The sequence below is a fragment of the Streptomyces sp. NPDC025651 genome (assembly GCF_055558735.1).
This window is the reverse complement of record NZ_JBVHLZ010000008.1, coordinates 327354-344006: the sequence shown is the minus strand read 5'-3', so window position 1 is coordinate 344006 and position 16653 is coordinate 327354. Positions and strand designations below refer to the sequence as shown.

At 72.8% G+C, this 16653-nt stretch carries 15 protein-coding genes; 5 read left to right on the top strand and 10 right to left on the bottom strand.

The window, feature by feature from the left end:
* Positions 1–6 precede the first annotated feature (6 nt).
* Entirely contained in the window at positions 7–2823 is a 2817-nt protein-coding gene (locus ACZ4D5_RS28065; protein ID WP_467775193.1) for an ABC transporter permease subunit, read from the top strand.
* Positions 2820–3644 (top strand): ABC transporter ATP-binding protein, encoded by an 825-nt coding sequence (locus ACZ4D5_RS28060; protein ID WP_467775192.1) that lies wholly within the window; start codon positions 2820–2822, stop codon positions 3642–3644. Before ACZ4D5_RS28065 ends, ACZ4D5_RS28060 begins: the two co-directional genes overlap by 4 nt.
* On the opposite strand, the gene ACZ4D5_RS28055 is transcribed toward ACZ4D5_RS28060, so the two are convergent.
* Genes ACZ4D5_RS28055 through pqqA form a run of 6 tightly spaced genes read right to left on the bottom strand, consistent with a single transcriptional unit; the run spans position 3641 to position 7950 of the window.
* Positions 3641–4750, bottom strand: a complete 1110-nt coding sequence (locus ACZ4D5_RS28055) for a PQQ-dependent sugar dehydrogenase (protein WP_467775191.1) — start codon at positions 4748–4750, stop codon at positions 3641–3643. The two genes, ACZ4D5_RS28060 and ACZ4D5_RS28055, sit on opposite strands and share 4 nt — an antisense overlap.
* Before the next feature lie 38 nt (positions 4751–4788).
* Positions 4789–5895, bottom strand: a complete 1107-nt coding sequence (gene pqqE / locus ACZ4D5_RS28050; protein ID WP_467775190.1) for a pyrroloquinoline quinone biosynthesis protein PqqE — start codon at positions 5893–5895, stop codon at positions 4789–4791.
* A complete protein-coding gene (pqqD, locus tag ACZ4D5_RS28045; RefSeq protein ID WP_467775189.1) occupies positions 5892–6170 on the bottom strand; it encodes a pyrroloquinoline quinone biosynthesis peptide chaperone PqqD in 279 nt (92 codons plus the stop codon). The genes pqqE and pqqD overlap by 4 nt, the downstream gene beginning before the upstream one ends.
* Positions 6167–6892: a pyrroloquinoline-quinone synthase PqqC gene (gene pqqC, locus ACZ4D5_RS28040; protein ID WP_467775188.1), complete on the bottom strand. Its 726-nt coding sequence runs from the start codon at positions 6890–6892 to the stop codon at positions 6167–6169. The genes pqqD and pqqC overlap by 4 nt, the downstream gene beginning before the upstream one ends.
* Positions 6889–7797 (bottom strand): pyrroloquinoline quinone biosynthesis protein PqqB, encoded by a 909-nt coding sequence (pqqB, locus tag ACZ4D5_RS28035; RefSeq protein WP_467775187.1) that lies wholly within the window; start codon positions 7795–7797, stop codon positions 6889–6891. Before pqqB ends, pqqC begins: the two co-directional genes overlap by 4 nt.
* A 12-nt stretch (positions 7798–7809) precedes the next feature.
* Positions 7810–7950: a pyrroloquinoline quinone precursor peptide PqqA gene (gene pqqA, locus ACZ4D5_RS28030; protein WP_467775186.1), complete on the bottom strand. Its 141-nt coding sequence runs from the start codon at positions 7948–7950 to the stop codon at positions 7810–7812.
* Between the two features lie 298 nt (positions 7951–8248).
* On the opposite strand from pqqA, the gene ACZ4D5_RS28025 reads away from it, so the two are divergent.
* Entirely contained in the window at positions 8249–9040 is a 792-nt protein-coding gene (locus tag ACZ4D5_RS28025) for an aldo/keto reductase (RefSeq protein ID WP_467775346.1), read from the top strand.
* A gap of 170 nt (positions 9041–9210) precedes the next feature.
* On the opposite strand, the gene ACZ4D5_RS28020 is transcribed toward ACZ4D5_RS28025, so the two are convergent.
* From ACZ4D5_RS28020 to ACZ4D5_RS28010, 3 genes are all read right to left on the bottom strand, one after another.
* Entirely contained in the window at positions 9211–10164 is a 954-nt protein-coding gene (locus ACZ4D5_RS28020; protein WP_467775185.1) for a class I SAM-dependent methyltransferase, read from the bottom strand.
* A gap of 150 nt (positions 10165–10314) precedes the next feature.
* Entirely contained in the window at positions 10315–11055 is a 741-nt protein-coding gene (locus tag ACZ4D5_RS28015) for a class I SAM-dependent methyltransferase (RefSeq protein WP_467775184.1), read from the bottom strand.
* An 8-nt stretch (positions 11056–11063) separates the two neighbouring features.
* Positions 11064–11372, bottom strand: coding sequence for a 4a-hydroxytetrahydrobiopterin dehydratase (locus ACZ4D5_RS28010; RefSeq protein WP_467775183.1), 309 nt, complete (start codon positions 11370–11372; stop codon positions 11064–11066).
* Between the two features lie 82 nt (positions 11373–11454).
* Here ACZ4D5_RS28010 and ACZ4D5_RS28005 point away from each other — a divergent pair, with 82 nt between their 5' ends.
* Positions 11455–12306 (top strand): helix-turn-helix domain-containing protein, encoded by an 852-nt coding sequence (locus ACZ4D5_RS28005; RefSeq protein WP_467775182.1) that lies wholly within the window; start codon positions 11455–11457, stop codon positions 12304–12306.
* A gap of 10 nt (positions 12307–12316) precedes the next feature.
* Here the strand turns inward: ACZ4D5_RS28005 and ACZ4D5_RS28000 are convergent, their stop codons facing one another.
* Positions 12317–12739: a hypothetical protein gene (locus ACZ4D5_RS28000; RefSeq protein ID WP_467775181.1), complete on the bottom strand. Its 423-nt coding sequence runs from the start codon at positions 12737–12739 to the stop codon at positions 12317–12319.
* Positions 12740–12968: 229 nt separating this feature from the next.
* Between ACZ4D5_RS28000 and ACZ4D5_RS27995 the strand changes: the two genes are divergently transcribed.
* Entirely contained in the window at positions 12969–16652 is a 3684-nt protein-coding gene (locus ACZ4D5_RS27995; protein WP_467775180.1) for a nitrate reductase subunit alpha, read from the top strand.
* Position 16653 lies beyond the last annotated feature (1 nt).

Here is a 16653-nt window from a genome sequence, read left to right as displayed (position 1 = left end):
ACCGCCATGTCGGACCTCCTGGGATTCGTGCTGAGCGGTCTCGTGTCGGGCGCCCTGTACGCCCTCCTCGCGACGGGCCTCGTCCTGTCCTACTCGGCCTCCGGCCTCTTCAACTTCGCACACGGAGCGACCGCGTACCTCTGCGCGCTCGCCTTCCACGAACTGCACTCCGGCTTCGGCTGGCCCGCCGTGCCGACGGCACTGCTGCTCGTCCTCGTGGCCGCCCCGGCGCTCGGCCGGGGCCTGGACCGCCTGATGTTCCGCAAGCTGGCGCGGGTCGGCGAGACCGCGCAGATCGTCGCGACGATCGGCCTGCTCGTCGCGCTGCCCGCGCTCGGCCTGTGGGTGGTGGAGCTCCTTGAGGACGCGGGGGCCCCGGTCGTACCGGCGGAGAACCAGTTCGGTCTGCCGGGCGTCGGCCCGAGCCCCGCGAAGTCCTGGCAGCTGATGGACGGCGTCGGCATCGACTCCGACCAGCTGATCACCTGGGTGACCACGGCGGCGGTGGCCTTCGGCCTCTGGATCCTGATGCGGCACACCCCGCTCGGCCTCAGGCTGCGGGCCGCCGTCGACAACCGCTCGCTGGTGGAGCTGCGCGGCATGAGCGCGGACCGGCTCTCCTCGGTGGCGTGGATGCTGTCGTCGGGCCTCGCGGGCCTGGCGGGCGTGCTCGCGACGCCGCTGCTCGGCCTGTCCTCGCACGACTTCACCCTGTTCCTGTTCGTGTCCGCCACCGCCGCAGTCCTCGGCCGCTTCCTCTCCGTCCCGCTCGCCTTCGCCGGCGGCCTCGGGCTCGGGGTGCTGCAGAACCTCGTGGCGGGGTACGCCGACTTCGCGGAGCGCGTCACCGGCTTCCGCACGGCCGTGCCCTTCCTGATCCTGTTCGCGGGGCTGCTCCTGCTGACGCGGCGGCAGCGGACGGCGGGCACGGCGACGGTGGACGCGCCGCCGGTCGACTACCTCGCCGGTCGGTCGTGGGGGCGCAGGTGGGGGCCTTGGGCGGTGGCGGCGGCGCTCATGGCCGTGGGCTTCTACACGGTGACGACCCCGTTCTGGAGCGGCATCCTCGCCCAAGGCCTCGCGATCTCCCTGGTGTTCATCTCCTTCACGGTGGTGACGGGGCTCGGCGCGATGGTGTCCCTCGCCCAGGCCACGTTCGTGACGGGCGCGGCGCTGGTGGCCGGCCTCCTGATGAGCCACGGGTGGCCGTTCGCCGGGGCGGCCCTGGTGGGGACGTGCGCGGCGGCGGCGCTCGGCGCGCTCGTGGCGCTGCCCGCGCTGCGGCTCGGCGGGCGCTCGCTCGCCCTCGCGACCCTGGCGCTGGCCTTCCTCGCCGATCACGTCCTCTTCCAGCTGGGGTGGTTGCGGAACGGCGACACCGGCTGGGAGATCCCCCGGCCCGTCTTCGGCCCCGTCGACCTCGCCGACGACCGGGCCATGGGGGTCGCGATGGTCGTCCTCGTCACGGCGGCCGTCGCGGCGCTCGGCGCGTTGCGGAACTCGGCTTCGGGGCGGGCGATGCTGGCGGTGCGGTCGGCGCCCGCGGCGGCGATGGCGTCCGGGGTCTCCGTGGTGCGCACGAAGCTGCTCCTGTTCACCCTGTCGGCGGGGCTCGCGGGGTTCGGGGGCGTGATGTACGCGTCCTTCAACACCCGCATCACCGCCACCGACTTCACCGCGATGACCGGGCTGATCTGGTTGGCGGTGGCGGTCGCGGCGGGGGTGCGCAGGGCGCAGTTCGCGGTGGTGGCGGGGCTGGTGTTCGCGATCGTGCCGCATCTGATGGCGGACTACGTGACGGAGTCCGTGCACCTTCCGGTAATCCTGTTCGGGCTCGCGGGGTTGGCGCTGGCCAACGATCCGGACGGGTACTGCGCGGCGGTGTCGGTGCGAAGGCATCGGAGAAGGGTGCGGAGGGTGGGGGGTGAGGTCGCCTCCGGCGGCTCCTTCCCCGAGCCCGCCCCTTCCCGGAACCGGGGCTCCGCCCCAGACCCCGCTCCTCAAACGCCGGAGGGGCTGAAAGGTTCAGTGCCGGAGGGGCCACGGGCGGCGGAGCCGCGGACTTCGGGAAGGGGCGGGGCCGGGGAAAGAGAACCCGCCCTCGCCCTCCGCCACCTCCACGCCGGATACGACGGCACCCCCGTCCTCCACGGAGTGACCCTCACCGTCCACGCGGGCGAGACCGTCGCGCTCCTCGGCCCCAACGGGGCCGGGAAGTCCGCCACTTGCCTCGCGGCGGCGGGCCTGCTCGCGCCGGCGCAGGGCCACGTGTACATCGCCGGACGCGACGTCACCCGCACCGGCGCCGTCCACCGCTCCCGCGCCGGCGTCGTCCTCGCCCCCGAGGGCCGCGGCGTCTTCCCCTCCCTCACCATCGACGAGAACCTCGCCCTGCGCCTGAGGGAACGGGACGAACGCGACGCCGTGTACGAGCGGTTCGCGGGGCTCGCCGCGCGCCGCAAGGTCACCGCGGGCTCGCTGTCCGGCGGTGAGCAGCAGCTGCTCGCCCTCGCGCCCCTGCTGCAACGCCCGCCGAAGGTGCTCATCGCGGACGAGCCCTCGCTCGGCCTCGCGCCGCGCGTGGTCGACGACGTGTTCCGCCTCCTGGTCGAACTCCGGGACGCGGGCGCCGGGTTGCTGCTCGTCGAGGAGAAGGCCGCGGAGATCCTCGGCGTCGCCGACACGGTCGCCTACCTCGCGCAGGGACGCGTCTCCTGGTGCGGACCACGCTCCGAGGTGAGTGCGGACCGCGTCGCGGAGGCGTACCTCGGCATGGCCGCCGACGGCGGACGGCGGACGACGAAGGGCGTGGCGCAGCCATGAGGGAGCACGGGAAGAAGGGGAGGCGGGAGTGCGTACTCGAAGCCGAGGACGTCGGTGTCCGCTTCGGCGGGATCCGCGCCCTCGACGGGGTGGGCCTCGCCGTCCGCCCCGGCGAGGTCTGCGGGCTGATCGGGCCCAACGGGGCCGGAAAGACCACCCTGTTCGACGTCCTGTCCGGTATCCGCAGGCCCGACCGGGGGCGCGTCCTGCTCGACGGCGGCGACGTCACACGGCGCTCCCCCGTGTGGCGCGCCCGCCACGGGATGCGCCGCACCTTCCAGCGGCAGCAGCTCTTCGGGCAGCTGACCGTCACCGACAATCTCGTCGTCGCGCAGGAGTGGCGGGGCGGTGGCGGCGGGTTCGCCGCCGATCTCCTTGCGGCCCCGACCCGGCGCAGGCACGAGCGGAAGCGGCGCGAGCGGGCCGCGGCCGTGCTGCGCGAGTGCGGCCTCGACGCGCTCGCCGGGCACTACGCCGGAGCGCTGCCGACGGGGCAGGCCCGCATGGTGGAGCTGGCGCGCGCGGTCGCGGACCCGCCCGGGGTGCTGCTCCTGGACGAGCCCGCGTCCGGGATGACGGCCGACGAGAGACGTCATCTGGCCGTCGTCGTCCGGCATCTCGCGGACGAGGAGGGCTGCGCCGTACTGCTCGTCGAGCACAACGTCGCCTTCGTGATGGAGCTCTGCGCCCGCGTCGTCGTCCTCGACCTGGGCCGGGTCCTCGCGCAGGGCACCACGGCCGAGGTGCGCGCGGACCCGAGGGTGCGGGACGCCTACCTCGGGACCGCGGGCACGGACGGCTCCGACGGCACGGACGGCTAGCCGATCGTCACGCGCAGGATCTTGTCGGCGCCGTCGGGCTGTCCGCCCATGTTGTCGGCGTTGGTGGTGGACAGCCAGAGCGCGTTCGCGCCGGGCACGGTGGTGACGGCGCGCAGACGTCCGTACGCGCCGACGTAGTAGGACTTCGCGGTACCGACGTCCTCGTTGCCCGCGTTGATCGGTATGCGCCACAGGCGTTGGCCCCGCAGCGCCGCCATGTAGACGGCGCCGTCGACGATCGCGACGCCGCTCGGCGAGGCCTCGGCGACGCCCCAGGTCTTCTTGGGGTTGGTCATGCCGGTGACGGAGCAGGTGCCTTCGCAGGTGGGCCAGCCGTAGTTCCTTCCGGGCTTGATCAGGTTCAGTTCGTCCCTGGTGTTCTGCCCCAACTCCGCCTCCCAGAGCCTTCCTTGGGCGTCGAAGGCGATGCCCTGCGGGTTGCGGTGGCCGATGCTGTAGGCGTAGTTGCCGAACGGGTTGCCGGGGGCGGGCGCGCCGTCCTTCGTCAGGCGCAGGATCTTGCCGTTGAGGGAGTTCCTGTCCTGCGAGAGCGCCGGCTGCTGGGCGTCGCCCGTGGTGGCGTAGAGATGGCCGTCGGGGCCGAAGGCCAGGCGTCCGCCGTTGTGGTACTTGTTCTTCTTGATCCCCTTGAGCAGCGGCTTGTAGCCGGACAGGGTCGTGCCGTCGTACGTCATGCGGGCGATGCGGTTGCCCTCGGTCGAGGTGTGCATCACGTACACGTGGTGGTTGGTGGCCCAGTCGGGGTCGACGGCGATGCCCATGAGCCCACCCTCGCCGCCGGTGGTCTGGGACTCGGGGACGGTGCCGAGCCGCTTCTTCTCCTTGCCGTCCCCGGAGACGCGCCACACGCGGAAGTCGTCGCGCTCGGTGACCAGGGCGGCCGATCCGTCGGGCAGCCAGGCGGTGCCCCAGGGGATGGTCCAGCCGGTGGAGACGGTGGTGACGCCGCCGGGTTCACCGACGGCGGTGGCGGGTTCACCGACGGCGGTGGCGGGTGCGGCGCCGGCGACCGCGGCCGGGGCGGAAGCGGCCGTCAGCGCGGCCGCCGCCGCGAACAGGGCAGCTCTCTTCGTGACACCGTTCATGGGGGTCCTCATCTCAACCAGGGGAGGGGGTTGGGGTGTTACTGGTTCACGGCGTCCGCCGTGTACGTGCGGTACACGTATCGAGGCGCCGTCCCGGCAGGGGCCCGCGCCTCGTCCACCAGCGCACGGACCAGGCCGTGGTCGGGCGAGCGGCGGCAGGCCGGGTCCGTCCGGGCGGCGTCGCCGGTCAGGGCGTACGCCTGGCAGCGGCAGCCCCCGAAGTCGACGGCGCGCAGCTCGCAGCCGCGGCAGGTCTCACTCATCCAGGACTCGCCGCGAAAGCGGGTGAAGGCCTCGGACTCCCGCCAGATCCAGGCCAGTCGGCTGCCCCTGACGCTGGGCGCCGCCGGGCCGAGCAGGTCGGCGGCGGCCGGACAGGGCAGCACGGTGCCGTCGGGGGCGACGGTCAGGGAGAGGGCGCCCCACCCACCCATGCAGGGTTTCGCGACGCCGTCCACGTAGTCGGGCGCCACCCACACCAGTTCCATGCGCCCCGCGAGCCGCTCGCGCCACCGCTCGACCTGCCCGCGGGCCCGCGCGACCTGGGCCCGGTCCGGGAGCAGGGCCGCGCGGTTGCGCAGGGCCCAGCCGTAGAACTGCGCGTTGGCCAGCTCGACGCGGTCGGCGCCCCAGGCGAGGCCCAGCTCCACGAGACCGTCGAGCGCGTCGAGGCTGCCGCGGTGCAGCACGGCGTTGAGACCGAGCGGCAGGCCGGCCTCCGCGACGAGCCGCGCCGCGCGCTCCTTGGCGGCGAACGCCCGTGCTCCCGCGATGCGCCCGGCCGCTTCGGGGTCGGTGTGCTGCACGGAGAGCTGGACACTGCGCAGCCCGGCGTCGACGAGCCGCGCGAGGCGCTCCGCGTGCAGGCCGACGCCGCTGGTGACGAGCTGCGTGTGGATACCGGCGGCGTCGGCCGCCGCGACGATCTCGGCGAGGTCGCGGCGCAACAGGGGCTCTCCACCGGACAGATGGGTCTGCACCACACCGAGGTCCGCTGCCTGACGCAGCACGTCACCCCACTCCCCCGCCGTCAACTCGGCCGAGCGTGCGGTCAGTTCGAGGGGGTTGGAGCAGTAGGCGCAGCGCAGGGGGCAGCCGTGGGTGAGCTCGGCGAGCAGCGCCCAGGGCGGCTCCGGCCCGGTCATCTGAGCCACCCTTCGCAGCGCAACCGCGCGAGGAACGGCGGGACTTCGGAGGCGACCGGCGCGTCGGGGTGACGGCGCGCCAGCTCCGCGACGATGCCGTCGACGTCGCGCTCGCCGTCGCACAGGGCGACGATGCTCCCGGCCGCGCCCCGCAGGACGACGACGCGCTCGGGCAGGAGCAGGAGGTCGACGCCGCGCACCCGGTCGTGGCGCAGGACGACGGAGCGGGCCAGTTCGGGGCGCCAGACACCTCGTACGACATCGTGGGTGGTCATGGCGCGCCTCCGGGTCCGCGGTCCACGGCGTCGAGGAGCGACCACAGCACGTCGCACTTGAACGCGAGGGCGGCGACGGCCCGTTCCTGTTCCTCGCGGGTGCGGGCCCACTTCAGGACGAGGCCGAGCGCCTCCTGCCCGTCGCGGGTGCCCTGTCCGACGCGGCCGCGGAAGTAGGCGAGTCCGTCCGCGTCGATCCACGGGTAGTGCCGTTCGAAGGCGGCGATCCTGGTCCGCATCAGATCGGGCGCGGAGAGTTCGGTGAGGGACGCGGCGACGGCGTCGAGCGCGGGCCTGAGCCTGCAGAAGTTGACGTACCCGTCGACGGCGAGCCGCACCCCGGGCAACACCCTGGAGGCGTCGAGGAGTTGCTCCCTGCCGAGACCTGCGGCCTCGCCGAGCCGCAGCCAGCGCTCGATGCCGCCCTCGCCGTCCCGCTCCCCGTCGTGGTCGCGGATCCTGCGCAGCCAGCCGCGGCGCAGCGCCGGGTCGTCGAACTTGGCGAGGACCAGGGCGTCCTTGACGGGGATGTGCCGCTGGTAGTGGAACCGGTTGGCGATCCAGCGGCGCACCTCGTCGCGGGTGAGGGCGCCCTCGTGCATGCGTACGTTGAAGGGGTGCCGGTCGTGGTAGCGCTCCGCGGAGACGGCGCGCAGCCGGTCCGTGAGCTCGTCCGGGGTCCAGGGGTCGTCGGCGTGGAGCCTCGCGGCCGTGGCCGTCACAGCTCGATCACCATCCCGTCCGCGGCGACGTCGATGCCCCACTCCGCGAGGAGCTTGTACTCCTCGGCGTGCGGGTCACCCAGGGGATTGGTGTTGTTGAGGTGCGTGTAGAGGATGCGGCCCGGCAGCCGCGCCAGGCGGTGGGCCGTGCCGGTGGGTCCCGCGATCGGGCGGTGCCCCATGGCGGTGGCGGTGCGGGCGGCGAACCCGGCACGCACCGGTTCGTCGTCGTCCCAGAAGGTGCCGTCGACGATGACGCAGTCGGCGTCGCGGGCGGCCTCGTCGAACGCCTCGCTCCAGACGGCGAGGGACGGGGCGTAGAGCACGGTGCGGCCGGTGGCGGACTCGGTCAGGCGCAGCCCGACGGACCAGGTGTCCGCGTCGGGCCCGGTCCCCGCGGCGTACCGCGGGCGCTTGGCCGAGATCGGTACGGCGGCGGCGCGGATCCCCGAGCCGCCGCTGAGCGGCAGGCCCTGCCCGGGGACCATTTCCCGCCACCGCACCCGCGTGTAGGGCTCAAGGAGGGTGTCGAGGCGCAGCCCTTCCCGGACGGCGTCGCGCACGGGCGCGGTCGCGAGGACCTCGACGCCGTCGCGGGCCTCGCGCAGCCGGGCGAGGCCGAGGGTGTGGTCGAGTTCGGCGTCGGTGAGGACGACCCCGGCGAGCGGGGTGCGGCGTGCGTCGGGTCCCGCGCCGGGGCGCAGGGCCGGGGTGGACTCGATCTGGTCGCCGATGTCGGGGGTGGCGTTGACGAGGTACCAGCGGTCCTCGCCCACATGGACGGCGAGCGCGGCATGCCGGCGGCGGCGTTCCGGGTGGGCGCGCGCGCCGGTGCACACGGGGCACGCGCAGTTCCACTGGGGCAGCCCGCCGCCCGCCGCGGTGCCGAGCACCTGCAGCAGCATGGCGGCGGGTCCCTACCGGTCGGCGAGCCGGTAGGCGGTGACCTCGAGGGCGGTGTCGACGATCGCGTACTCGGGGGTCTGCCAGCCGGTGGCGTCGGCGGCGGGCCGGCGCGCGGGCTCGGGGGCGGTCTTTTCCTGGTCGGTGCTGTGCATGTCGCTGCCTTCCTGAAGAGGTGGGGGTTTCAGGCCGAAGAGGTGGGGGTTTCAGGAGCGGGCCGAGGAACACGGGCGACGCGGGCAGGGACTCTGTTCACATGGGTGTCCTGCGTTCAGCGGTGTGCCGTTGTGCCATAGGGTCCCGGGGTGTCGGGACACCGTCAATGGTCCGGACCGATCTGGCAGGAATGCAGCACCGCCGCTGATCGTTGACCATGGGAGTACCACCCGACGACTTAAGGATCGAGAGCTCGTGAGCAAGGTCCCCCCGATCATCCTGAACAACGGCGTCGAGATGCCCCAGCTCGGATTCGGCGTCTGGCAGGTGCCGGACGACGAGGCCGAGAAGGCTGTCGCGACGGCCCTGGAGGCCGGGTACCGCAGCATCGACACCGCGGCCATCTACGGCAACGAAGAGGGCACCGGCAAGGCGATCGCCGCCTCGGGCGTGCCCCGCGAGGAGCTGTTCGTCACGACGAAGCTCTGGAACAGCGACCAGGGCTACGACGCGACGCTGCGCGCCTTCGACACCTCCCTGGACAAGCTGGGTCTGGACCACGTGGACCTGTACCTGATCCACTGGCCGCTGCCCTCCAAGGACCTGTACGTGGACACGTACAAGGCCTTCGAGAAGATCCAGGCCGACGGCCGCGCCAAGTCCATCGGCGTCTCGAACTTCCTGCCCGGGCACCTGGAGCGGCTCATCGCCGAGACGTCGGTCATCCCCGCCGTCAACCAGATCGAGCTGCACCCGCACCTCCAGCAGCGCGCGTCCCGCGAGGTCCACGCCGAGCAGGGCATCGCCACCGAGGCGTGGTCGCCGCTCGGCCAGGGCAAGGGCCTCCTCGAGGTCCCGGCGATCGTCGCCATCGCGCAGAAGCACGGCCGCACGCCCGCGCAGATCGTGCTGCGCTGGCACATCCAGCTGGGCAACGTCGTGATCCCCAAGTCCGTGACGCCGTCGCGGATCAAGGAGAACATCGACGTCTTCGGCTTCGAGCTCGACGCCGAAGACATGGCGGCGATCTCGGCGCTGAACGAGGACCGCAGGCTCGGTCCGGATCCGGCCGAGTTCGACGTGGCCTGACCGGCATCGGCCCGCCCCGCCGACCCTTCGGGGTCGGCGGGGCGGGCCGACCGTGTTTTCACCGCGCCGGCCCTCGGTTGGTCCGCTCTCCGTACGTCTATCCGTACGTCAACCGACCTTGTGGCACAGGCCGGTTGACGCCCGGTGCCCCTCAGGCGCCCTTCACCGGCTTACGCGTCCTTCACCGCCACATGCACCGTCTGCGCCGAGAGGACGAACAGGTCCGGGCGGCGGTACAGGCTCTGCGGGTCGTCCGCGTCCAGGAGGCGGTCGAAGGTGGCGGCGTCGTCCGGGGAGAGCCGGTCCGCCTGCATCTCGCGGCGGCGCGTGAACTCCGCCACCACATGGGCGCGGGCGTCGTCCGGGAGCGGGGCGGGCAGGTCGAGGAGGAAGCTGCGGGTGGCCTCGTACCGCAGGCCGGCGGCGGTCAGGAGCGCCGGCCAGTCCTCCGTCGCGCCCTTGGAGCCGTCCAGGCCCTCGCGCATCCCGGTGAACCACTCCTCGTCGGCGGCCTCCAGACGGGAGAGGAGCGCGGGACGGCCGAAGCCGATGTCACGGGGGAGGTAGCGGGCGGTCAGGCCGCCCTCCAGGAGGGCGACGGCGCCGCCGGGTGCCAGGCGGTCGGCGAGCGCGGCGAGGGCGCCGGCCTGGTCCCCGACGTGGTGCAGGGACCTGCACAGCCACAGCAGGTCCGCCCGCGGTACGTCCTCGATGTCGTCGGGGAGCGCGGCGCGCACCGTGCCGAAGCGGTCCGTGAGCCCTTCGTCCGCCGCGCGCTCGCGGGCGCGCTCCAGGAGCCGCTCCTCGGGGTCGGCCGCGACGACGCGCGCCTTGGGGAAGGCGTCGGCGAGCACGAGGGAGACGGCGCCGGGGCCGCTGCCGACGTCGACGACGACGCCGGGGTCGGGGACCCAGCGGTTCAGCCAGGCGGCCACCTCGCCGTACATGGGGGCGGCGATGCGGGCGAAGCGCTCCAGCATCTCGCCCATGGCGGACCAGTCCAGGTCGTCGTGGCTGTGGCTGTGGCTGTGCCCGTGGCCGGTGCCGTGACCGTGGCTCGCGCCCTGCCGCCCGTGGCCCTGTCCCTGCCCGTGTCCGTGGTCGTGGTCGTGGTCGTGACCCATCGTGTGGTGCCGCCTTCCGTCTCTGCCCTCGTGACCTTCGTGGCCTCGCGCCCCTCATGCGGGGCATGCGGGGACAGGACCAGCGTGCTCCCGACTTCCCGTTCTCGGCGAATGATGTTGCCGGGGCGGCAAAAACCGGCAGCCGGACCCTCAGCTCAGCTTCCGGTACGCCCGCAGGCTGAACTGCGGATCGGGCCGCGCGACCTCCTGGTCCGGCAGCTTCGCGAGGCCCGCCGCGAGGCGTTCGGCCAGCGGCCCGTCGGGCGGGATCCGCGTGAACCAGCCGCGGCGCAGGTCGTCGACCGTGGAGAGCGGGGTACGGCCCTGCCCGTGGCCGCGGAAGCCGGCCCGCCCCACCGGCGCGAGGCCCCGCTCGGCCGCGTACACGTCGACGTCGGCGGCGCGGTCGACCGCGGGCCGCACCGGGCGCGGGGCGAGGACGGCGTCGATGTCGCTGCCCACGTCGTGCGAGGCCGCCTTGTCGACGGTGGTGACGTAGACCCCGCCGGGCCGGAGCACCCGCGCGCACTCGGCGACGACCGCCCTGGTCTCCTCGGCGCCGGACAGCAGGTGCAGCAGCCAGACGGTGCTCACCGCGTCGAACACCCCGTCGGGGAAGGGCAGTTGACGGCTGTCGCCGAGGACGATGGCGCCCGGCACCCGGTCGGCGGCCATCCGCGTCATGCGGTGCGCCGCGTCGACCCCCGTCACCCGCAGCCCGTCGCGGGCGGCCAGGCACCGTGTGACCAGGCCGGTCCCGCAGGCCACGTCGAGGAGCGTGCGGGCGTCGGCGGGCACCAGGCCGAGCACGGCGGCCGCGGCCGCGGCGGCGCGGGGCTCACCCCCGCGCGAGGCGTCGTAGCGGTCGGCTTCCTTGCTGTAGTCCAGCATCGCCGGACTCACTCGGCGCCGTGCGCGGGGGCGAACTCCTCGACCCTGCGGGCGAGTTCGAAGTCGAGGTCGGTGAGCGCGCCGCCCGCGCTGTGCGTGTTCACCGCCAGCGTCACGGTGTTGTAGCCGAGCGTCAGGTCACTGTGGTGGCCGAGTTCCTCCTGCGTCTGGGCGACGTGGACCACCAGGGCGGTCGCCGCGAAGTGCGAGCCGAGGCGGTAGGTGCGGGTGATCCGGTCGCCGTCGAGGGACCAGCCGGGCAGTTCGGCGAGGCGGTCCTCGATCTCCTTCAGCGAGAGCGGTTCGGGGGTGGTCATGGTCACGCTCCTTCCAGGAAGTCCATCACCAAGTCCATCTCCGGCTCACCTTGCCACAAACTGTTTCGACTACCGTCTACGTATGACAACCGCCGCGCCCGGCAAGGGGAGCACCAAAGGCAAGGCCAAGGGGAACGCCCGGGACAACGCCTCCGGGGTGGGGCCGCTGCTGCGCGGCTGGCGCGAGCGGCGCCGCGTCAGCCAGCTGGAGCTCGCCCTGCGCGCCGACTCCTCGGCACGGCACATCAGCTTCGTCGAGACGGGCAGGTCGCGCCCGAGCGAGGAGCTCGTGCTGCGCCTCGCGGACCACCTCGACGTGCCGGTGCGCGAGCGCAACTCCCTGCTGCTCGCGGCCGGTTACGCACCCCGCTTCCGCGAGACCCCGCTGGACGACCCCTCGATGGGCACGCTGCGCGAGGGCCTGGAGCAGCTCCTGGCCGGCTACGAGCCCTACCCGGCCCTGGTCGTCGACGCGGCGTACGACGTCGTCGCGGCCAACCGCGGCATCGCGATGATCATGGAGGGTGTCCCGGAGCACCTGCTCCGGGAACCGCTGAACGCGATGCGGCTGACCCTCCACCCCGAGGGCCTCGCCCCCAGGATCCGCAATCTGCGCGAGTGGCGCGGGCACCTGCTGCACCAGATGGAGCGGCAGATCGCGCTGCAGCGCTCGGACGCGCTGCGCGCGGTGTACGACGAGGTCGCGGCGTACCCGGTGGGGGACCCGGGGGTGGACGCCTTCGCGGCGGGCACGGAGGTGCCGTACTTCGCGCTGCCCCTGCGCATCGAGCACGACGGCCACGTCCTGTCCTTCGTCTCGTCCATCTCGACGTTCAACACCCCGATGGACGTGACGGTCGCCGAGCTGGCCATCGAGACGCTGCTCCCGGCCGACCCGGCGACGGTCAAGTTCCTGCAGTCACGCATGTCCTGAGGGGCAACGCTCAGGCCCGCACCGCCCGCAGCGCCGCGTACTGCAGCGCGGCGAAGCCGCCCACGGTCACGGCCTGCAGCGGGATCCACACCGTCCCGGCCGTGGTGGGCGAGAACCAGGCGACCAGCGCGACGACGCTGAGCACCGCCCAGGCGGCGTTGATCTCGACGACCGCCTGCACGGCGGGCGTCGGCGGGCTCTTGCGCGCCCCGAGGAGACCGACGCCCGCGGCGTACAGGACGAGCCCGGCGCCGAGGCCGAGCAGCAGCCCCGGGTCGACCCCGAGGAAGCGCCCGAGCGGGCCGGACGCGGCGGCGTACGCGATGCCGTTGGCCCCGGTCACCACCGCGTCCAGGCCGAGGAAGCGGCGCAGCATCGTCGTCGGGTCGGTGGTGCGGGCCAGCGTGGCGAGGGGGTAGGTCGACGTGGTCATGGCGGGCTGCCTCCAAGCGGCGGTACGGAGCGGATACTGGTGACGGATCCGGTCTCTGCGGGCCGGCCCTGATCCGTTGCCACCACTGTGCCGAGCCCGCGCCACCCGGTCGATTACGTGCGAGGTAATGCCCGTCCCTCCCGTCCGCAACCCGTACGGCGGCTGCCAGCAGGTGCCCCGGGATCGCCGCACCTAGGTTCGATGGGAGGCAGACCTAGGGAGCTCCACGGTGACAGAGACGACCGAGCCCGCCGCCGCCCTCCTGCGGGCGGGGAAGTTCTTCCGGCGCGGCACCGCCGCCCCCGACCTGCACAGCGTGTCGCTGACCGGGGGAAGGGACGCGGACACCTTCTACCGGGACCGCTGGAGCCACGACAAGGTCGTGAACTCCACGCACGGCGTGAACTGCACCGGTTCCTGCCGGTGGAAGGTGTATGTCAAGGACGGCATCATCACCTGGGAGACGCAGGCGACGGACTATCCGAGCGTGGGTCCCGACCGCCCCGAGTACGAGCCGCGCGGCTGCCCGCGCGGCGCCGCGTTCTCCTGGTACACGTACTCCCCCACCCGTGTGCGCTACCCGTATCTGCGCGGCGTCCTCCTGGAGATGTACCGGGAGGCGAAGGCGCGCCTGAAGGATCCGGTGCTCGCCTGGGCCGACATCCAGAGCGACCCGGAGCGCCGCAGGACGTACCAACAGGCGCGCGGCAAGGGCGGGTTGGTGCGGGCGAGCTGGGACGAGGCCGTCGAGATCGTCGCCGCGGCGCACGTCCACACGATCAAGACGTACGGCCCGGACCGCGTCGCCGGGTTCTCCCCCATCCCCGCGATGTCGATGGTGTCGCACGCGGCGGGGGCCCGCTTCATGGGCCTGATCGGCGCGCCGATGCTCTCCTTCTACGACTGGTACGCGGACCTGCCGGTCGCCTCGCCGCAGGTGTTCGGCGACCAGACCGACGTACCGGAGTCGGGCGACTGGTGGGACGCCGCGTATCTGATGATGTGGGGCTCGAACGTCCCCGTGACCAGGACGCCCGACGCGCACTGGATGGCCGAGGCCCGCTACCGCGGCCAGAAGGTCGTGGTCGTGGCGCCCGACTACGCCGACAACGCCAAGTTCGCCGACGAGTGGCTGCATCCGCACCCGGGCACGGACGGGGCCCTCGCCCTCGCGATGGGGCACGTGATCCTCAAGGAGTTCTTCGTCGACCGCCCGACGGACTTCTTCACCGACTACGTACGCAAGTTCACCGATCTGCCCTTCCTGGTGACGCTGACCGAGCGCGACGGCGCGTACGTGCCCGCGAAGTTCCTGCGCGCCAGTGACCTGGGCGAGGAGGGCGAGGGCGGTGAGTGGAAGACGGCGGTGCTCGACGAGACGACGATGCAGCCCGCCGTGCCCAACGGCTCGCTGGGCTTTCGCTGGACCGAGTCGGGCAAGGGCAAGTGGAACCTCGAACTGGGCTCCATCAAGCCGCTGTTGACCCTGCACGGCGCGGACGTCGCGGCGGGCGTCGAGGTCCTGCTGCCCCGCTTCGACACCGAGGGCGGCACGCACGGCCAGGGCCGGGGCGAGGTCGTGCGGCGCGGGGTGCCCGCGACCCGGCTCGGTGGACAGGAAGGGCCGCTGGTCACCACGGTCTTCGATCTGCTGCTCGCGCAGTACGGCGTCGGGCGCGCGGGGCTGCCGGGCACGTGGCCCGCCTCGTACGACGACGCGGACACGCCGGGCACCCCCGCCTGGCAGGAGGCGCACACCTCCGTCCCAGCCGCCAAGTGCGTCAAGATCGCACGGGAGTTCGCGACGACGGCCGAGAAGTCGCGCGGGCGCTGCATGATCCTGATGGGCGCGGGGACCAACCACTGGTTCCACTCCGAGACGATCTACCGCGCGTTTCTCGCGCTGCTCCAGCTCACCGGCTGCCAGGGCCGCAACGGCGGCGGCTGGGCGCACTACGTCGGGCAGGAGAAGTGCCGCCCCTCCACCGGTTGGGCGACGCTGGCGAGCGCCAACGACTGGAGCAGGCCGCCGCGGCAGATGATCGGCGCCGCCTACTGGTTCCTCAACACCGACCAGTGGCGTTACGACAGGTTCGCGGCGGACGTCCTGTCCTCACCGCTCGGCGAGGGCCGCTTCGCGGGGATGACGGGCGCCGACTGCCTGGCCCTGTCGGCCCGTTCCGGGTGGATGCCGTCGTACCCGACGTTCGACCGCAACTCCCTCGACCTGGGCGCGACGACGGGCGACCCGGTGGCCAACGTCGTCGACGAACTCAAGGCGGGCACCCTGAAGTTCGCCTGCGAGGACCCCGACGCCCCCGAGAACTGGCCGCGCGTCCTGACGCTGTGGCGCGCCAACCTGCTCGGCTCGTCCGCGAAGGGCGCCGAGTACTTCACCAAGCACCTCCTTGGCACGCACTCCTCGCTGCGGGCCGAGGAGGCCGCGCCGAACGAGCGTCCCTCGACGGTCACTTGGCGCGAGCAGGCACCGGAGGGCAAGCTCGACCTGCTCGTCTCGCTCGACTTCCGGCAGACGTCATCGACGCTCCTGTCGGACGTGGTCCTGCCCGCCGCCACCTGGTACGAGAAGCACGACCTGTCGACCACGGACATGCACCCCTACGTGCACTCCTTCACCCCGGCCGTCGACCCGCCCTGGCAGGCCCGCACCGACTTCGACACCTTCCGCGCCCTCGCGGACCGGCTCAGCGAGCTGTCCGTCGAGCACCTCGGCGTACGCAAGGACGTCGTCGCCACCGCCCTGCAGCACGACACCCCGGGAGAGACGGCGCAGCCCGGCGGCGTCGTCCTGGACTGGCGCAAGGGCGAGTGCGAGGCGATCCCGGGCAGGACCATGCCGAACCTGGCGGTGGTCGAGCGCGACTACACCGCGATCGGCGCGAAGTTCGCCTCGCTCGGCCCGCTCGTGGAGCGGCTCGGCCTGCCGGTGAAGGGCATCGCCTTCCACCCCGACCAGGAGGTGGAGGACCTGCGCGAGCGCAACGGCGTGGTGCGCGGCGGCCCCGCCGACGGCCGGCCCGCCCTGGACACCGCGGTCAAGGCGGCCAACACGATCCTCGCCCTGTCCGGCACGACCAACGGCCGCCTCGCCACCCAGGGCTTCCACACCCTGGAGGCGCGCACCGGCCAGCAGATGGCGCACCTGGCGGCCGAGCACGAGGGCAAGCGCATCACGTACGCCGACACCCAGGCCGCGCCCGTGCCGGTGATCACGTCGCCGGAGTGGAGCGGCAGCGAGTCCGGCGGGCGCAGGTACACGGCGTTCACGCTCAACACCGAGCACCTCAAGCCCTGGCACACCCTGACCGGGCGTCAGCACTTCTTCATCGACCACGACTGGATGCACGAGCTGGGCGAGGCGATGCCCGTCTACCGGCCGCCCCTGGACATGAACCGGCTCTTCGGGGAGCCACGGCTCGGCCCGGACGGCGAGAAGGAGGTGACGGTCCGTTACCTCACCCCGCACAACAAGTGGTCGATCCACTCCGAGTACCAGGACAACCTCTTCATGCTCTCGCTCTCGCGCGGCGGCCAGTCCATCTGGATGGCGCCGCAGGACGCGGAGGCGATCGGCGTGCAGGACAACGACTGGATCGAGGCGGTCAACCGCAACGGCGTGGTCGTGGCGCGGGCGATCGTCTCGCACCGGATGCCCGCGGGCACGGTCTACATGCACCACGCGCAGGAGCGCACGGTGAACGTCCCCAAGGCGGAGACCACCGGCAAGCGGGGCGGCATCCACAACTCCCTGACCCGTCTCATCCTCAAGCCGTCCCATCTCATCGGCGGCTACGCCCAGTTGTCGTGGGCGTTCAACTACCTGGGCCCGACGGGCAACCAGCGCGACGAGGTCACCGTCATCCGCCGCCGCTCGCAAGATGTGGAGTACTGAC